Source organism: Dichotomicrobium thermohalophilum (assembly GCF_003550175.1).
Lineage (GTDB): Bacteria > Pseudomonadota > Alphaproteobacteria > Rhizobiales > Rhodomicrobiaceae > Dichotomicrobium > Dichotomicrobium thermohalophilum.
The window spans coordinates 1,044,596-1,062,447 of record NZ_QXDF01000001.1 but is presented as its reverse complement, the minus strand read 5'-3'; the positions used below and the strand labels follow the sequence as shown (position 1 = coordinate 1,062,447).

General features: G+C 62.5%; 13 protein-coding genes. 3 read left to right on the top strand and 10 right to left on the bottom strand.

The window, feature by feature from the left end:
- Positions 1–7: 7 nt before the first annotated feature.
- From BXY53_RS04830 to metC, 5 genes are all read right to left on the bottom strand, one after another.
- Positions 8–1,492, bottom strand: a complete 1,485-nt coding sequence (locus tag BXY53_RS04830; protein WP_119060750.1) for an ATP-dependent nuclease — start codon at positions 1,490–1,492, stop codon at positions 8–10.
- Positions 1,493–1,617: 125 nt separating this feature from the next.
- Positions 1,618–3,507 (bottom strand): translation elongation factor 4, encoded by a 1,890-nt coding sequence (gene lepA, locus BXY53_RS04825; RefSeq protein WP_119060749.1) that lies wholly within the window; start codon positions 3,505–3,507, stop codon positions 1,618–1,620.
- An 88-nt stretch (positions 3,508–3,595) separates the two neighbouring features.
- A complete protein-coding gene (locus BXY53_RS04820) occupies positions 3,596–4,288 on the bottom strand; it encodes an NnrU family protein (protein WP_119060748.1) in 693 nt (230 codons plus the stop codon).
- Positions 4,289–4,388: 100 nt separating this feature from the next.
- Positions 4,389–4,670: a YrhK family protein gene (locus BXY53_RS04815; protein ID WP_119060747.1), complete on the bottom strand. Its 282-nt coding sequence runs from the start codon at positions 4,668–4,670 to the stop codon at positions 4,389–4,391.
- A gap of 59 nt (positions 4,671–4,729) precedes the next feature.
- Entirely contained in the window at positions 4,730–5,926 is a 1,197-nt protein-coding gene (gene metC / locus BXY53_RS04810; RefSeq protein WP_119060746.1) for a cystathionine beta-lyase, read from the bottom strand.
- A gap of 208 nt (positions 5,927–6,134) precedes the next feature.
- Here metC and BXY53_RS04805 point away from each other — a divergent pair, with 208 nt between their 5' ends.
- Positions 6,135–7,139, top strand: a complete 1,005-nt coding sequence (locus BXY53_RS04805; protein ID WP_245410358.1) for a transporter substrate-binding domain-containing protein — start codon at positions 6,135–6,137, stop codon at positions 7,137–7,139.
- 25 nt (positions 7,140–7,164) lie between these two features.
- Here the strand turns inward: BXY53_RS04805 and BXY53_RS04800 are convergent, their stop codons facing one another.
- On the bottom strand, positions 7,165–10,392 hold the full coding sequence (locus tag BXY53_RS04800) for a hypothetical protein (RefSeq protein WP_119060744.1): 3,228 nt from the start codon (positions 10,390–10,392) through the stop codon (positions 7,165–7,167).
- Positions 10,393–11,220: 828 nt separating this feature from the next.
- On the opposite strand from BXY53_RS04800, the gene BXY53_RS04790 reads away from it, so the two are divergent.
- Both BXY53_RS04790 and BXY53_RS04785 read left to right on the top strand, forming a co-directional pair.
- On the top strand, positions 11,221–11,541 hold the full coding sequence (locus BXY53_RS04790) for a 2Fe-2S iron-sulfur cluster-binding protein (protein WP_119060742.1): 321 nt from the start codon (positions 11,221–11,223) through the stop codon (positions 11,539–11,541).
- 59 nt (positions 11,542–11,600) lie between these two features.
- Complete coding sequence (locus tag BXY53_RS04785) at positions 11,601–12,662, top strand: NAD(P)/FAD-dependent oxidoreductase (RefSeq protein WP_119060741.1); 1,062 nt, start codon at positions 11,601–11,603, stop codon at positions 12,660–12,662.
- Positions 12,663–12,667: 5 nt separating this feature from the next.
- Here the strand turns inward: BXY53_RS04785 and BXY53_RS04780 are convergent, their stop codons facing one another.
- The 4 genes from BXY53_RS04780 to BXY53_RS04765 form a co-directional block, all read right to left on the bottom strand.
- Positions 12,668–13,555 carry a 4-(cytidine 5'-diphospho)-2-C-methyl-D-erythritol kinase gene (locus tag BXY53_RS04780; protein WP_119060740.1) on the bottom strand — a complete coding sequence of 296 codons (888 nt, stop codon included), beginning with the start codon at positions 13,553–13,555 and terminating at the stop codon, positions 12,668–12,670.
- Between the two features lie 28 nt (positions 13,556–13,583).
- Positions 13,584–15,356 (bottom strand): tetratricopeptide repeat protein, encoded by a 1,773-nt coding sequence (locus BXY53_RS04775; protein ID WP_170144339.1) that lies wholly within the window; start codon positions 15,354–15,356, stop codon positions 13,584–13,586.
- Between the two features lie 201 nt (positions 15,357–15,557).
- Positions 15,558–16,658, bottom strand: a complete 1,101-nt coding sequence (locus tag BXY53_RS04770) for a L,D-transpeptidase family protein (RefSeq protein ID WP_119060738.1) — start codon at positions 16,656–16,658, stop codon at positions 15,558–15,560.
- A 168-nt stretch (positions 16,659–16,826) separates the two neighbouring features.
- Positions 16,827–17,780 carry an acetyl-CoA carboxylase carboxyltransferase subunit alpha gene (locus tag BXY53_RS04765; RefSeq protein ID WP_119060737.1) on the bottom strand — a complete coding sequence of 318 codons (954 nt, stop codon included), beginning with the start codon at positions 17,778–17,780 and terminating at the stop codon, positions 16,827–16,829.
- Positions 17,781–17,852 lie beyond the last annotated feature (72 nt).

Here is a 17,852-nt window from a genome sequence, read left to right as displayed (position 1 = left end):
TTACCGTTCATCCCGTAGTGCTCATCACATGCACCACCGGCTCTAAAATGGTGCGAACCGTATCAACATTACTTTGCGCCCAGATTGAACAAAAAGCATGTGCCACAGTCACTTCTGGTACAAATCCAAGTTTTTCGCCCAACTGCGCATAAAGTAAGTGCGCATCTCTGTTGTCTCGACGTATATCTCTGCAGAGTCTCATGACTTTGTCGTGATCTTCGTATCCTTGAAGAAGAGCCACCGATAGCTTCCCTCCAATAACATTTTCCATCGACATCACTTCGTCAAAGACATAGGACTCCGGCATTTCGCCTGGTAGTTTGTACACGTGATTTTCCGGATCTTCTCCGTACTGGGAATCTCCGTCTACAAAGCAGATGGAAGGCATGCGAACAGATGGATTTTTGTTATGGTAGTGGTTGATGGAGACAGCCATTCCATCTCCTTCCATTGCGTGCGTCTCAACCTCTCCCATGTCGAAATTCTCGAGCTCTCTGAGCATGCTTTCGACCCATATCTTGGCGAAATTATCTTCAACGAAAATGACCAGACGCGCTTCCACCTGCCCCGTGATCGCCCTAAGGGAACCCACCTCAAGCTTACCTTGAAAGGCTCGATTATTTTGCGCCACCCAAATAGCTTTATCAGGGAGCGACCTCAATGCATCATCAGAGTGAGTAGTAAATATTGTCTGCGTTTTCTTCCTTTCTGCTACGTCAATCAGATACTCAACCATCCTTTGCGTTGCCACCGGATGAAGTCCGTTCTCAATTTCCTCTATCAATATCAAACTATTATCTTCGGCCGACTCAATTTCCGCGATCATACGCATGATGCTAGATTCGCCAGCACCGAAATGGAATTCGGAATATTGATGCCCGTCTTCGGTTTTACCCGTCAGAAGTACGACCTTACCGTCATCATCAATGAGCAATCGTTGAAAGCTCGATACATCCTTACCTAGTATTCGAGAAACTTGCGAGCTAACCTCTCCTGGAAAGTCAAGAACTCTTTCTTTTGGGACGCTAAAGCTCCCCCTAGCGCATTTTGCCAACTCGCTTTTTTCGTTAGCCGGAACAGTACGACTAACGCCAAATATCAATACTGGTCTATCTGGCGCATCCCGATTCCATCGAAGGTTTCTGAAATTCGCGGTACGCCCGAATACGCCTTTTGGGTTAATTTCTCGGTCGATTATATCATATTGTATTTCCCAATCCTGCATGCTTTCGTCGTATATGCCGCTCTTTGCAAAAAATCTTCTTGGAGATACGGATTTATAGGCACATCCAGCGGCGCCCAGAATTGTGGTCTTCCCCCCTCCGTTGGGACCAATTAACGCAGTAACTGGAAAATCAAAAGAAACCGGTTCGCTCTCGAAGCCGCGAATCTTTACCAGCTCCATTTTCGGAAGGTACTGTTTGTAGTTCTGATTGGCCGCTTTCTCAAGTAGTTGATTAACTACGCTATCCCGAATTTCACTACGAGGCATCGTTTCTAACAGTGCGTTTTAGGTTTTTCTGCTATTGTTAACGAGAAAGTCTACGTAAGATCGCCAGCCTAAACTTATTCGCAGACATTCCTGTTCGAGGGAATATAATAGTTTGATTGAATTGTCTAATCCCCGTCCATCTTCAGCGCGGCGATGAACGCGTCCTGCGGGATCTCCACCTTGCCGAACTGGCGCATCTTCTTCTTGCCGGCCTTCTGCTTCTCCAGCAGCTTGCGCTTGCGCGTCACGTCGCCGCCGTAGCACTTCGCCGTCACGTCCTTGCGCATCGCCGCGATGGTCTCGCGCGCGATCACCCGCCCGCCGATCGCCGCCTGTACCGGGATCTTGAACATGTGCCGCGGGATCAGCTCCTTGAGCTTCTCGCACATCGCGCGCCCGCGCAGTTCCGCCCGGCTGCGGTGCACGATCATCGCCAGCGCGTCGACCGGCTCCTCGTTCACCAGTATCGACATCTTGACCAGCTCGCCCGTTTCATAGCCAATCCAGTTGTAGTCGAAGGAGGCATAGCCGCGCGTGACCGACTTCAGCCGGTCGTAGAAGTCGAACACCACCTCGTTCAGCGGCAGCTCATACACCACCATCGCCCGGTTGCCGGCATAGGTCAGCGTCTTCTGCCGCCCGCGGCGGTCCTCACACAGCTTGAGCACCGCGCCAAGATAGTCGTCCGGCACAAGGATGGTCGCCTCGATCCAGGGCTCTTCGACGTGGTCGACATGCACCGGGTCGGGCATGTCCGCGGGGTTGTGCAGCTCGCGCATCTCGCCGTTCGTCATGTACAGGTGATAGACCACGCTCGGCGCGGTCGTGATCAGCTCGATGCCGAATTCGCGCTCGATCCGCTCGCGGATGATCTCCAGGTGCAGCAGGCCGAGGAAGCCACAGCGGAAGCCGAAGCCCAGCGCGGCGGAGTTCTCCATCTCGAACTGGAAGCTGGCGTCGTTGAGCCGCAGCCGCCCGACCGCCTCGCGTAGCTGCTCGAACTGCGAGGAGTCCACCGGGAACAGCCCGCAGAACACCACCGGCTGGCTCTCCTTGTAGCCGGTCAGCGGCTTGTCGCAGGGGCGCTTGTCGTCGGTGATCGTGTCGCCGACATTGGTTTCCGCCACCTCCTTGATCGAGGCGGTGAGGAAGCCAATCTCGCCCGCTGCCAGTTCATCCACCGTCTGTTTGCCGGGACGGAAAATGCCCACCCGGTCGACCGTGTAGACCGCGCCGTTCGACATGAAGCGGATGCGCTGGCCTTTCTTGATCCGTCCATCGAACACGCGCAGCAGCACGACGACGCCGAGATAGGTGTCATACCAGCTATCCACCAGCAGCGCCTTGAGCGGCGCCTGATCGTCGCCCTCGGGCGGCGGCAGCCGGTGAATGATCGCATCCAGCACGTCTGACACACCCAGCCCGGTTTTCGCCGAGATTTCCAGCGCGTCATGCGCCTCCAGCCCGATCACATCCTCGATCTGCGCGCGCACCCGCTCCGGCTCGGCGGCCGGCAGGTCGATCTTGTTCAGGACGGGGATGATTTCGAGGTCGTTATCCAGCGCCTGGTAGACGTTCGCCAGCGTCTGCGCCTCCACGCCCTGGCTGGCGTCCACGACCAGCAGCGCGCCCTCGCACGCCTTCAGCGAGCGGCTGACCTCATAGGAGAAATCCACGTGGCCCGGCGTGTCCATCAGGTTGATCTGATAGGTCTGGCCGTCCGGCGCGGCGTATTCCAGCCGCACGGTCTGCGCCTTGATGGTGATGCCGCGCTCGCGCTCAAGGTCCATGGAGTCGAGCACCTGCTCGCGCATCTCGCGCTCGGTCAGGCCACCGCACATCTGAATCAACCGGTCGGCGAGCGTGGACTTGCCGTGGTCGATATGCGCGATGATGGAGAAGTTGCGAATGCGCTCCAGCGGTGTCGCGCCCGGCGGCGTGGCGGGCTCAGCACTCTTGCTGGCCTTGGCATCCTTGCCTTTGGCCTTGGCGGGCTTCGTCGTGGTCTCGGTCATACTGGGTGATCTAACACTGCCGGGTGATTGGTCAATATCGGATACGCGCGGCATCCGCGGCGGGATGAGCGCGGCGGTGGCTTGGTCTTCAGAAGCCAAGATAGGGCAAAACGTTCACGCCGAACAGCCAGGCGTGTCCGTGGAGGAAGCCGAGCCACAGCAGCACCGCGGCGACCAGCAGGTGATAGCCGATCGCGCGGAGGTTCAGTTCGTTACGCCCGGCTATGATTGCTGCGAACGGCCAGAATGAGGTCTTCGCGCGCCAACGCGCCCAGGCCTCCCCGAATTCCCGCGCCTTGCGCTGTTCCTGCATCCAGGAGCCCAGCAGGGCCACCACAATGAGCGCCCCGAAGAACAGAAGCGCGCGCAAGCTCGGCTGGGAGATGATGTGAGTCACGCCCCAGATACCAATGCCCCACATCACCGGGTGGCGCGTGACCGCGAAGATTCCCTTGGAGACGTCAACGCGCTGAACCGCCTTGCCCTGACCCACCGACGAGGGGTTGGGCCGCCCCAGCCCGCCCGCGATGAGCGCAAAGGCAAAGAGGAGCAATATCGCCTGAACCCAGACCCAGATCGGGCCGGGATACCAGAGCTGCGCGCCGCGTGGCACGTCATAAAAGGCGATCACGAGCCAGACAAGGGTGACAGTGGAGATGACCGAAAAGGCCAGCAGATAGACCGGTTCGCCAAAACGCTTCACCGCCCAGCCTCGGAGCGGCGAAGACGGTACCAAGTGAAAACCGACGAAGGCAAGCGCGGCGACCGCAAGCTCGATCATGGTCCTCCCCCCAGCGGCTTTAGTCCCTTAGGCGCGCGATTTATCCGAAAACCGGCTCCCATCCCGAATCGCGTCCGGGACAGGCTTCTCCGGATCGCGCTTACTCCCTCAGGCGCGCAGCCACATCATCGACATCGCCAATAGCGAGATACTGCAACTCCCTTACCAGCCGGATGGTCGGTTTCAAAGCGAAACAGATGGAGCCGATGAGAAACATCCAGGTGCCCGTGTAGGTCAGGCTCGCGTAGAAGAAGAACACCGAGCCGATGATGAACAGGAAGGCCGCGGCGAAGTCCACCACGGTGTAGAGGATTTCCCATACCGCCCAGATGCGAGCGTGGCGCGGCGTGCGCGTGCGGTTGGCAGGATCAAAAAGTCTCATGCCGGTCCCTCACTGGTTGCAGACCGGCTCAGGAATAACGGAACTGCGGTGCCATTTTCTTAACCGCGATATGCGTTGAGCCGTTCGAAGCCCGCGGCGAGATCCTTCTTGAGGTCGTCGACGTCCTCCAGCCCGATGTGGAAGCGCAACGCCGGACCTTCGGGGTTCCAGGTCGTCGCGGAGCGGTAAGACGAAGGATCGAACGGCACGACGAGGCTTTCGAACCCGCCCCAGGAAAAGCCGAGACCAAACAGCTTGAGACCGTCGAGCATTGCCGCGACCGCCTCGCGCGAAGCTGGGTGCAGGATCACCGAGAACAGACCGGACGCGCCGGTATAGTCGCGCTGCCAGATCGCGTGGCCGGGATGCTCCGGCAAGCCGGGGTGCAGCACGCGCGACACCTCCGGCCGCCCGGACAGCCAGCGCGCAATCTCCAGCCCCGCCTGCTGATGCCGCTCAAGCCGGACGCCCATGGTCCGCATCCCGCGCAGCGCGAGGTAACAGTCCTCCGGCCCGGGACACAGGCCGAAATCGGTATGGATCGCCTTGACCCGGTCAGCCGCGCGCGCGTTCGCCGTCATGGCGCCGAGCATCGCGTCGGAATGGCCGACGATGTATTTCGTCGCCGCCTGGATCGAGACATCAACACCGTGGTCGAACGGCTTGAAGTATAGCGGCGTCGCCCAGGTGTTGTCGGTGAGCACCCACGCGCCGCGCTCATGCGCCGCAGCCGCGATCGCCGGGATGTCCTGCATCTCGAAGCTCTGCGAGCCAGGGCTTTCGGTGAAGACCAGCCGCGTGTTCTCGCGCATCAGCGCTTCGATGCCTTTACCGATCACTGGGTCATAGTATTCGGTCTCCACACCGAGCCGCTTGAGCACACGGTCGCAGAAACGCCGCGTCGGCCGGTAGACGCTGTCGGTGACGAGGACGTGGTCGCCGGCCTCCACGAATGCGAGCAGCGCCGCGGAAATCGCCGCCAATCCGGACGGGGCGAGCCGCGTACAGGCGCCACCTTCCAGCTCGGCCAGCGCCTCCTCCAGCAGCCGGATTGTCGGCGAGCCGTGCCGGCCGTAGGTGTAGCGCGCATCGCCGGATGTCAGCGAGGCGACATCGGGGAACAGTACTGTCGAGCCGCGCACGACCGGGGGATTGACGAAGCCGAACTGTTCCCCGGCGTCACGCCCGGAATGCACCAGACGCGTCAGCGCGCTCTCGTCATGCCCGTTTTCGTCGTCGTCGTGATCCTCAGCCATGCCGTCTCCTTGCATCCTTGGCGTTTTGTGTGCCCGCCTGCAGCGCATCGGTCAAGACGCGGGGGAACGTGGCGATCCGGTGGCGCCGGCTGGAAACGCGCCGGGCCGACCTGTATTTGCCATTGCGGAGAGCGGCGCCGAGCCGTTATTCAGAGCGGGCGCCGGTCGGCGCGGTCTTCTCACCAATCCGACAAGAGGCGGTAAAGTGGTGGCACGGCTCGCATGGCTTGTGATGGCGCTCGTGCTCGGGATCGGCGCAGCGCAGGCGGGAACGCTTGACAAGGTGCGTGACAGGGGCGCGGTCACCTGCGGTGTGAGCGCGGACGGGCCAGGGCTTTCTGAATCGGATGGCGCAGGCAACTGGACAGGGCTTTTCCCCGATTTCTGCCGAGCGGTCGCGGCCGCCGTGTTCGCTGATCCGACGAGGGTCGCTTTCGTGCCGATCGAACGGGACGCGCCGTTCGAAGCGCTACGCGCTGGCGAAATCGACATTCTCGCGTCGCCCCATGCCTGGACTTTTAGCCGCGATATCGAGGCGGGTGTACGCTTGGTCGGTGCGCTTTATTATGCGTCGTACGGCCTGATGGTGCCGCGTCGTCTGGGCGTGGCCACCGCGCTGGAGTTGTCCGGCGCGGACATCTGCGTGACAGAAGGCGGGCCCGCTGCGCTGTATGTCGCCGATTATTTCCGACGCAACAACATGCCCCATACGCTCGTTTCCTTCGCGAACGCGCCCGACGCGTTGCAGGCCTACGAGGCAGGCCGCTGCGACGTGTACGCTGACGACCTCGCAAGTCTGGATCCGCAGAGGCAACGGCTCGACCGAGCGGACGCCCACCTCATCCTGAGCGACGTGGTTGGCATCGAGCCGCTCAGCCCGGCGCTGCGTGAAGGAGACCCGCAATGGGCGGACATCGTGCGCTGGACGCTGTTCGCCCTTATCGCTGCGGAGACGTTGTCGCTCAACTCGGATAATGTCGAAGATTCCGCGACCTCTAGCAGCCCTCTGGCCAGAGGCTTCGTGGGCGCCGACGGGGACAGCAGGCCGCTCGGCCTCGATCCGCAGTGGGCCTACAACATCATTGCAATGGTCGGGAATTACGGCGAACTGTTCGCGCGCAATCTTGGCGAAGACAGTCCCCTCGACGGTGAGCGCCGGTTGAACCGACTATGGCGCGAGGGCGGGCTTCTTTCGGCCCCGCCCATCCGCTAAAGCGCCTTACAGCCGGAGGCTGGACTTAATCGAGCCGCCCGCTGGCGTGCGCGAGCATCAGATAGATCTTGCCTGTTTCCGAGACGAGATAGTTCTGCAACGCCTTGCTGTCCTGCCCGGCCTGGCTGGCGTCTTTCAGCACCTTCTCGAAATCCGCCATGTAGCGGTCCGCGATGTGCCGGAACGCCGAGTCGTTGCGATAGCGCCGCTGCACCTGGTCAAAGGTCGACTGCCCCTGGCGGTTGTAAACGTCGCGGCTTATGACGCTCCGATCGCCGCGGTGGTACCGCTTCCAGACTTCGACAACGGTGTCCTGATCCACGGCGTCGGCAATGTCCTTCATGTTGAAGTCGGCGCGATCAGCCTCCGGGGCAGGTTTTTCCTGGCGCGGCGCCGGGTCTGGCGCCATCTGCGGCGGCCGGCCGTAGGATTGATCGTCGCCGCCGAAGCGCTCATCCGCGCCGAACCCATCATTATCGAATGAAAGCGCGTCGTCTTCCTCCGCCTCGGACGCCCGCGCCAGCAGATCACCCAGCGACCATTCACCGGCCGGTTTCGCGGCGGTCTCGTCGTCCTGTGGTTCCGGCGGTGCCGGCTGACGTGCGGATCCGCTATCGCGGGTCTCGCGCGCCGAAACCTCTTCCTCCGCGCCGAACCGCTCATCCATGTCTCGCTGCTGCCGCGGCTTGCCTTCGAGCCGCTCGATCAAACCTGCGGTCAGCGCGCTGAAATCGTCGTCGGGCCGCGAACCGGGACGATTGCGTCGCCCGCCTTGGGTGGCTTCTTCGTCCCACGTGCGCCGCTTCGGAAGCTGGGCCGAAGCACTGCGCTGCGTGGGCCAGGCGTCATCCTCACGGCCGCGCTGGCGCGCGGCGGGCGGCTGCGCCGGTGCGCTGCGGTAGTCGCCGCTGTCCTTGCGGACCGGCGCCGGACGCTCGCCGCCGCTGCGCGGTGCCTGCTCTTCGCTGCGAGATACGGCCGCGGAATAACGATGACGATTGGCGATGTCCGAAAGCGAATCGAGTGCGGCGAGCTGGTCCTGCAGCGCCTTGCGCATGGCAGTTGCACTCTCGCGGGTGGTCTCCGGGATTGCCTTTGCCTGCCGGCGGAGTTCGGAGTTCGTGGTCTCCAGGTCCATCGACGCGCGCCGGGTCGTGTCCTTGACCGTCTCGGATGTTTCCGAGAACCGCGAGGTGAGCGTGTTCAACTGTTCGCCGATCTGTTCCGACAGGGCCGAGAAGCGCGACTTCAACTCCTCGATCGCCTCGAAAGTCTGCGCCTGGGTCTCCGATCGCAGCTTCTCGATCTCGCGGACCGCAGACTGGCTCTTTTCGGCCGAGTCCTGCGCCAGCATCTCGGTCACGTTGCGTGCGCGGTTCTCCGCGCGGGAAAGCGACTCCTCAAGCATGCTGGAGTAGTTGTGCATCATCTTGTCGAGTTCAGAGGCGCGCTTGCCGATGGACTCGATCAGCTTGCCAAGCTGGGCCTGGCGCTGCTCCATGACGCTGTCGACCTTGGTGTTGGACACCTCCAGCGCCTTGGCGGACTTCATGATTGTCGCGCCCTGCTCCTCGAAGCGCTTGGTGAGGCTCTGTATCTGGTTCAGCATGCCGCTGGACATCTGGCGCAGCGTCTCGGCCTGAGCTTCCAGCGCCTCGGAACTGGCGCCCGTGCGCTCAGCCAGCTCGCTGACCGCGCGCTCGATATTCTCCGAACTCTGGCCGACCGAACGCTCAATATAGGCGGCCTGCCGCGACAGCGACTGCTCCATGGTCTGAGCATGCTGATCGAGCGTGTCGCGGATCGTGCCGGACTGGCGGCTGAGCGCCTCCTCAAGCGCCTGCGCACGCGAGACGATGGAGTCTTCGATCTGCTTGGTTCCGGCACCGATGGTGTTGTGGAACTCCTTTGCTCGCTGGCCAAGCAGCGCCTCAAGCGCGCGCGTGCGTTCGGAAAGCGAGCTGTCGATGGCCTGCGAATGCTCCGCCAGCACGCCCTGCAGCACCTTGGTCTTGTCATTCAGGCTGCTGTCCAGCGCCTTGGTCTTCTCTGAAAGCGCATTCTCGAGCGCAGAAAGGTTCGTTGTCGCGTCAGAGATAATGCTGTTCAGCCGCTGCTGTTCGCCGCCCAGGCGGTCGAGCAGCGCCGGGATCTCCTGAGCCACACGCTCACTCATACTCATGACGGAGTGAACCAGACTGTTACTCTTGGCCGAGATAGCCGCCGAAGCGCGGTCAGAGGCCTGCTGGATCGCGGTGGTGACCTGCAGACTCTGCTGGTGAATGTTGTCGACGGTCTTGGCGCTGTGTTTCGTGAGCTGCTCGTTCACCTGCGCGCCGCGCTCGGCGAGTTTGGCGTCGACCGCATCGCCGGCCTCCGTGACCGCGGTGGTGATCTTCTGCGCCCGGGCCGTGATCTGGTCGGACAGGCTGTTTGTGGCCTGCGCCAGCGATTGCGTGGCTTCCTCGCTGGCGGCGGCGATTTCGCGGCGAACATCCCCGCCGATACCGCGCAGCGCCTCACTCACCCGCGCACTATTATTGGCCAGCGCCTCACGTTCGCTCGCAAGCTCGTTGATGAGGCTGCGAATGCGGTGCTCGTTTTCGCTGTAGGAACGCTCCAGCGCCGTGACCTCGTTGTGCACCAGGGCCTCAAGCTCGCCCGCGCGGCCGAGAGCACGCGAGATGGCATCATTCATGGCCGCGACCTGACGCCGCACCGTCTGCCCCAGCGAGGCGACCGACTGCTCCGCCATTTTGTCCGGCTCGGCGAGGCGCACGGCGACCTCGGTCATTGCCGAGGACATCATCCGCAGTTCCTGCGCACGCCAGATCAGGTAGGCGAGAAACCAGAACATGGCGATCGGCACCACGGTACCGGCGACCGTGCCGAGCATCACCGGACTGGCGAAGAAATCGACGAATCCGTTGATCTCGCCGCCGTACTTGCTGAGCATCGACACGCCCACGACCGTCCCGAGGATCGCCCAGACCACCGAGGCGATACCCGCCACCATGAAGGGCGAACGCGACGGCTTTTGTTGCAGCGCATAAACCAGCCCGCCGATGGAGGGCATGTCATCATTGGCCGGGACGGGCGCCCGCGCTGCGGAGGCCGCATTACGGCGCGCCGGCGCCTGGTTGCGGGCGTCGCGCGCGCTCTGGCCGGCGGCGGCGCGACTGCTTTCGCTCGATGCATTCTGCGACGCGCCGCGTTCATCCGCACTGCTGCGCTGGGCCCGGCGCGAAGGCATTGAGATGGTCTTCGCGCTCTTGCTCTCGGTGGAGGAGTCAGATTTGGCGTTGCCGGAGGAGTCGGATTTTGCCCTACCGGGCGCCGCACCCCCCTTGGCTGCGGGGGTATCCTGGGCCGGAGCGGCCTCACTCTTCTTCGCTGCGGCAGAAGCGGATGCGCCGGTGCCCGGCGCCGTGGCATGCGGCGGCGGGGCGCTGGGTGTCTCAGCTGCGCTGCTGCCCTGCCCCGCGTCCTGTTTCTGGGCCGCCTGCGCACCACTTAGCTTGCCGCTCGACTTGAAGCCGCCGGCCTTGGCCGCGCTTCCGCCTGATCCGTGGGATTTCGATGGATTTTGAGCCATTCCGCGATCCGTTCAGGACGATTGTTGTGACGAAGCAAGGCAAGACAGAAACGTGAATACGCCCGCGCCCTCCCCCAGACGAGTCGCTGAAAGCCTACCACTGCCCATGAACAGCAACCAAATGCCTCGCCCCAAGAACCCGTCGAAGTTCACATTTTTCCTTTCCTGATGCAGCGCCGCATCAGGCATACTTCCCCTTATAGGTGTGCGTCTACCGCCTTTTTGCGGCCAAAAAAAGAAATCCTTGAGCGGACAGCACGCTGGCGCGGGATGAATCAATCTGCGCGAGAATCCGTCCCTTCGACTTCCAATCAGACGCAGAAGCGGTCCGCGCGGTTGGCAAACGACCCGCCCGTCGCTTATAGAGGCGGGCGAGCGCGTTGACGGTCCCCGAGCATCGCGGCAGGCCGCCTGCCGGCTTGCACTCGACCTCTGTCCGGCTCACATACATATGCGTGCAAAGCAAAAACTGAGAGCAGCGAGTGAATGCCGACCATCACCTTTATTCAACCCGACGGATCGAAGCAGGTTGTTGAGGCCAAAAGCGGGCAGACGGCAATGGAAGCCGCAATCGCCAACAGTGTCCCGGGAATTGTGGCCGAATGCGGCGGCGCATGTTCCTGCGCCACATGCCATGTCTACGTGGATGAGGAATGGACCGAGCGCGTCGGCGGCCCCTCCGAAATGGAAGAGGACATGCTCGACTTCGCCTTCGACGTGCGCCCGAATAGTCGGCTGAGCTGCCAGATCCGCCTTACCGACGAGATGGACGGGCTGGTGCTCCACGTTCCCGAAGAGCAGGTTTGAACCACGTCCGACCCTTATCGTATCCTTCGACAGCAGCAGTTTCAGACGGGGCCCACGGCATGTATCAGGAATTCAGCGGCAGCAACGGTTCAGGCGCGGTGAAGACCGACGCTCTCATCATCGGCGCCGGGCCCGTGGGCCTGTTCGCGGTGTTCGAACTGGGGCTGCTGGACATCAAGGCGCATCTGGTCGACATCCTTGACCGCCCGGGCGGACAGTGCACCGAGCTTTACCCGGAAAAGCCGATTTATGACATTCCGGCGCTGCCGGTCGTGACCGGCCAGGAACTGACCGATCGGCTGATGGAGCAGATCAAGCCATTCGAACCGGAGTTCCATCTCAGCCAGCGCGCGGAAACCCTGCGTCGGACGGACGACGGCTTCGTCGTCACCACGGACGCCGGCACGGTGATCGAAACGAAGGTCGTCATCATCGCCGCCGGGGGCGGCTCGTTTACGCCGAAGCGCCCGCCACTGCCCGGCATCGAGGATTTCGAAGGCAAATCGGTGTTCTATTCCGTGCGCCGGATGGAGGACTTCCGCGACGAGGACATCGTGATCGTCGGCGGCGGCGATTCGGCGCTGGACTGGACGCTGAACCTGCAGCCGATCGCCAAAAAGGTCACGCTCATCCACCGCCGCGACAAGTTCCGCGCCGCGCCAGACAGCGTGAACAAGATGTTCCAGCTCGTCGAAGAAGGGAAGATGGACTTCACCATCGGCCAGGTGACGGGCCTGAAAGGCGCGGACGGTCAGCTGGAAGCGGTGACCGTCAAAGGTCAGCGCGACGGCGAGACGGCGACCTTCGATCTGCCCGCTTCGCGCCTTCTGCCTTTCTTCGGGCTGACGATGAAGCTCGGTCCGGTCGAGGAGTGGGGACTGGAGTTGAAGGATAACCTGATCGTCGTGGACACCGAGAAGTTCGAAAGCTCGCAGCAGGGCGTGTTCGCCATCGGCGACATCAACACCTATCCGGGCAAGCTGAAGCTGATTCTGTCGGGCTTCCACGAGGCGGCGCTGATGGCGCAGCAGGCGCATCGCTATGTCCACCCGGACAAGAAGCTGGTGTTTCAGTACACAACGTCGTCCACGAGCCTGCAGCAAAAGCTGGGCGTACGATAAGCCGTTCAGGTCAAGCGGGTCGGCACGATCCACCAACCGGGACGATCTGCCGCGAGCGCGCGCGCCGCGCGCGTCGCTTCCTCGCGGGAGCCAAATAGCCCGTAGCAGGTCGGTCCGCTTCCCGATAGCCGTCCCATCAGGCAGCCGGGCGTTCCGGCAATCGCCTCAAGAACATCGCCGATCACTGGCACGAGACGGCGGGCGGGAGGCTCAAGGTCGTTCGCATGCTCGCGCAGGTAGCTCACGAGCGGTGCTCGCGCCCCAAAGCCTTGCGGCGTTTCGATGCCATTGGACGCCTCATCCAGCAACGGCGCGCCCAGCGCAGCGAATACCTCGCCGGTCGGCAGCGGCACGCCGGGATTGATCAGCACGGCAGGCAACTCTGGCATCGTCGAAAGCGGCGCGACCTTCTCGCCGATCCCGCGCACCCAGGCCGCCCGCGACTCAATGCAAACGGGGATGTCCGCGCCCAGCCGGGTCAGCGCCGGCAAAAGTCGCGCGCGCCAATCGGGACCGCAGCGATTCGCGCGCGCCAGAAGCCGCACAGCCGCAGCCGCATCGGCCGATCCGCCGCCGATCCCGCCGGCGACCGGCAGCCGCTTGTCCAGCACAAAATGCCCGCCCGGCACCTCCGGTTCGCTTTCCAGAAATGCCCGCGCGGCGCGCAGGACCAGATTATCCTGGTCGATTGCTTTTCCGAAAGGGCCCTGCACATCGAGGGTCACTTCGCGGGTTTCCGCGGGGTGGAGCGTCAGCGTATCCCCGACATCGGCGAAAGCGATGAGGCTGACGATCTCGTGGTACCCGTCGGCGCGGCGGCCGGGAATTTCCAGCGTCAGATTGACCTTCGCGGGCGCAAACTCCTGCAAAGCCGCCCCGGCGCCTTCCGACATGTCCGGTCGTCTCCCGCACGGGTCCGGGCTACTGCATGTTGGCCGCGCCAGCCTCGCCCAGTTCGGCCTTCTTGTTCACGTCGTCCTGCAGACCATTGGCCAGCTTGTCGAGGATTTCCTTGCGATCTTCCGGCTCAGGGTCGAGGCTCAGCGCATGGGACCACTGGAACCGGGCCTCCCGCTTGCGCCCGACCTTCCAGTAGGCATCACCCAGATGATCATTGAGGATCGGGTCCTCCGGGCGCAGTTCGACGGCCTTTTCCAACTGCTTCACGGCCTTCTCGAACTGGCCGAGCCTGTAATAAGCCCAACCAAGGCTGTCGACGTAGTAGCCATTGTTCGGCTCACGCCGCACGGCCTCGCGAATGAGGTCCATGGCCTTTTCCAGATGCATGTTCTGGTCGACCCATGAATAGCCGAGATAGTTCATGACCGACGCCTGATCCGGATTGAGTTCCAGCGCCTTCTGCAGATCAACCTCGGCCTTGTCCCACACCTTCATGCGCTCGTAGCAGATACCCCGCGCGTAGTAGTACAGCCAGTGTTCCGGGTCCGGCTCGCCAATAATCTGGATGGCCTGGTCGTAATATCGCGCCGCCTGCGCATACTCTTCCTCATCGCGCAGGATGTTTCCGATCGCTTGAAGCAGCCGCGGTTCCTCAGGGTAGTCGGCGACCATGGCGGTGAGCATACCGATACCCTCATCGCTGCGCTCCAGTGCATTCAGGATGAAGGCCCCGCGGATGCGCGCGTCGAGATAAAGTGCCGAGGAGGCTGCCACACTGCGGTAAGCCTCAAGCCCCGCCTCAAGCCGCTGATCCCGCGTCTCGATCTCGCCGAGCAGATAGTAGGCGCGATTGAATTCCGGGCGCAGGTATAGCGCCAGTTGCAGATAAAACCGCGACACGGCGGCCGCCTGCTCGCTGGACAGGACAGCACCGATTCCGAAATAGACCTCGGCCAGCCCCTCGCGCGCGTTGGTCACCAGCAGTTCCGGCTCGTCTGTCCCCCTCAACTCCGCATAGAGAGCGCGCAAGCCGCGGTCCGCGCCATCACCGCTCTGATACGGGCCGAGAATTTCTTTCACAAGCGCGTCGTCGCCGCGCACGGCGGCGTGGCGCGCATAGGCCTGAATCAGCCGGCGATTGGTGTTATGCCGTTCAAAGGCACGCTCGAAGAGGTCTCGGGCATCGTCGGGCCGCCCCGCAAGATCCGAGGCGAGCGCCATATGCATATGCTGAAAATACTGCGACCGATCCGCGCTTTGCGTCACCGACAGCGTGTCGATCGCCTGGGCCTTGCGCCCGCGCGCGAACTGAGTCCAGGCAAGCGCCAGGCGGTCGGTGAGTTGGATGATCGGGCTGTCGCCAACAGTGCGGAAGAGGCGCTCCGCCTCCGCATAATCGCCGCGCTTGAAGGCGTCGGTTCCGAGCAGCAGGTAAGCGAAGCCGTACTCCGAGCCACCGGCCGCCGTCAGGCGCCGTGCAAGACGGACCGCTTCGCGCATGTTGCCGGCGCCCAGCTCCGCCTTGAAGGCTTCGCCCAACATGTCCGCGTTATCCGGGTCGCGGGTGAGGGCGCGGCGATAGTATTCCGCTGCGGCTTCAAGGTTCTTGTCGCGGCTGGCAACCCGCCCGGCGAGGTAGCTGCCCAACAGCGAGAACCCTTCGGAAATTTGCAGCTGGGGGTCGGACTCCTGCGTGCTGCGCGCGGCGGCTGGCGACAAGCCCAGACCGATTGCGGCAACGATCCCAAGCGCCCAGGCGAACCGGACACCGAAAAGCGATTGAAGGCCAAGCAAACGAAACTCCTTTGGCTTTCTCGCGCGGCGGGCTGGTTTATGCCTCGTGAACCGCAACACGTTAAATTCTAAGTATAGCACTTTCTCGCGTATCTCAGCCAGCATGGCGTCAACGCGACTGCAAATGCAGCGCAGTTATCAGCAGGAATTCCCAAGCTGACTGCCAAATTGAAACGTCGTCGGTTATGCGCGGACCTTGTGTCACGTTGAGGAGCCGGGCGCGCGATCACCGTTGGCACCGGCGGGGGTTCCCTCCGGCACGACCCACGGTCCAGCATCGCCCGTGGGCTCGGTCTCCTCCGTGTCGCGCGGCGCCGGGTCGGCTGATTGCGTTTCGGCGGGTGCCGGCTCCTCGGCCGCGACCGACGCGGCAATCACCGGACGCTGCGACTTGGGCTCGGCCGTCCGCGGCGTCTGCGAAATGCTGGCTGTCGTCTCCTGAGGCTGACGCTTGTTGGTCGGGCGCGACTGGGCCGCCACTTCCGTCTCTTCGCCCGCCAGACGCGCAAGGATCGTCTCGGGGTCGAGGATGCGGTGCGGCGGACATTCCTTCTTCGGGTCCGGCTTCGCTACGTCTCCGAGAAACTCCGCGTTCACGAGATATCGCTTCTCACAGACCGCGATGCTTGGTTGAACGCGTGTCTGCTCAAAGGCGTCGTAGCCAGCCTTGAGCATCTGCCAGAAGCCATACCAACGATTCCCCTGATGGCGCGCCATGTTCTCTTCGGTCATGCGGAAAGGGAACGCGTGGACATGAAACCGGCGCTGCCCGCCCTCAAACGCTTCGCGCGCAATCGCGTAGATTTCCTCGATAAGCGCGTCCGTCATCGCGTAGCATCCTGCAGAACTGCAGTCGCCATGCACCATCAGATGTGCGCCGGTGCGCCCGTGCGCAGCATCAAAACGGTTCGGATAGCCGAGATTGAAGGACAGATGAAAATCGCTGTTCGGATTCATTCGGCCTGGGCTGACCGTATAGAAGCCTTCCGGGGCCTGCTTATCGCCCTCTTTAAGCTTCGGCCCCAGCTTGCCGGAGAAGAAGCATATCGGATAGGTCTTGAAGAGATGGAAGCGGCCGTCATCCTTCTTTTTCCAGATTTCGAGTTCCGCTTCTTCCTTGAAAATGCGCACGAGGATCGGCGCATCCGCCGTCATGCCCATCTTCGCCAGGCGGGCCTGGGCAGCGGCCGGTATCGGCTTGAGATGCGGGGCTGTCGCCTCACCAAGACAGCCGCTCAGGCTCACGGCAGCGAGCAGGAGCACGAGCGCCGTCAGCGCGCGCTGAGAGAAGGTGCCAGCCATATGCAAGTCCCCGGCAGTGAGCGATGCGCCGCGAGCCGACCGCGGCAGATGGTCCGTTCCGACACGTAGCACGCGATGGTTTCCCAGTTATAAACCAACCGTGTCAATTTTGTGAGGCGAATCACGGCCTTGGTCACACTCCCGTGAGGCGCTATTCCAAGGTGGGGCTTACAGATCGCGGCCAATGGCGAGGAATTTGGCTTCGCGGGCCTTGCGCAGGCGATCGCCGGGAACGTTGTCGCAGTCAGCCAGCGCGTTTTCCAGTGTGTCGCCTACGCGTGCAATGGTCTCTTCGCGGGCCCGGTGTGCGCCGCCGACCGGCTCGGGGATCACATCGTCAATGATGCCGAGATTGTGCAGATCCTGCGCGGTGATCTTCATGTTCGTGGCGGCTTCCTGCGCTCGCGCCGAATCGTGCCACAGGATCGAGGCGGCTGCCTCGGGCGAGGCAACCGTATAAATCGAGTGCTCCAGCATCATCACCCGGTTGGCCGTGGCGATGGCGACCGCACCGCCCGAGCCCCCTTCGCCGATCACGACCGCCATCATCGGCGTCTCCAGCGCAAGACAGCGCTGGGTCGAGCGCGCAATCGCCTCGGCCTGACCGCGCTCTTCCGCGCCGATGCCGGGGTACGCACCTGCGGTATCCACGAACGAGAGCACCGGCAGGCCGAATTTCTCCGCGAGGTCCAGCAGGCGCACCACCTTGCGATAGCCCTCGGGCCGGGCCATGCCGAAGTTGTGGTGCAACCGGGATTCGGTGTCGAAGCCTTTTTCGTTCCCGACGATCATCACGGGGCGGCCGCGGAACCAGCCCATCCCGGCGACGATCGCGGCGTCCTCGGCGAAGTAGCGGTCACCGGCCAGCGGCGTGAACTCGCTGATCAGCGCACGGATGTAGTCCATTGTGTGCGGACGGTCCGGGTGGCGCGCGACCTGGGTCTTCTGCCAGGGCGTGAGGGAGGAATAGGTTTGCTGCAGCGCATCCCGCGCCTTCGCCTCGAGCTGGGCCACCTCATCCTGGAACTCGACCGAGCTGTCCTCTTCTGCGAGCGACTTCAGTTCCTGGATCTTGTTCTCCAGCTCGGCGATCTGCTTTTCAAAATCGAGATAGGTACGCATGGACGTTTCAAGCCATTGGTCTTGGCGGCAATCGGGACGCGCGAACCTGCGCCGGACATTTTGGCGCTGTCA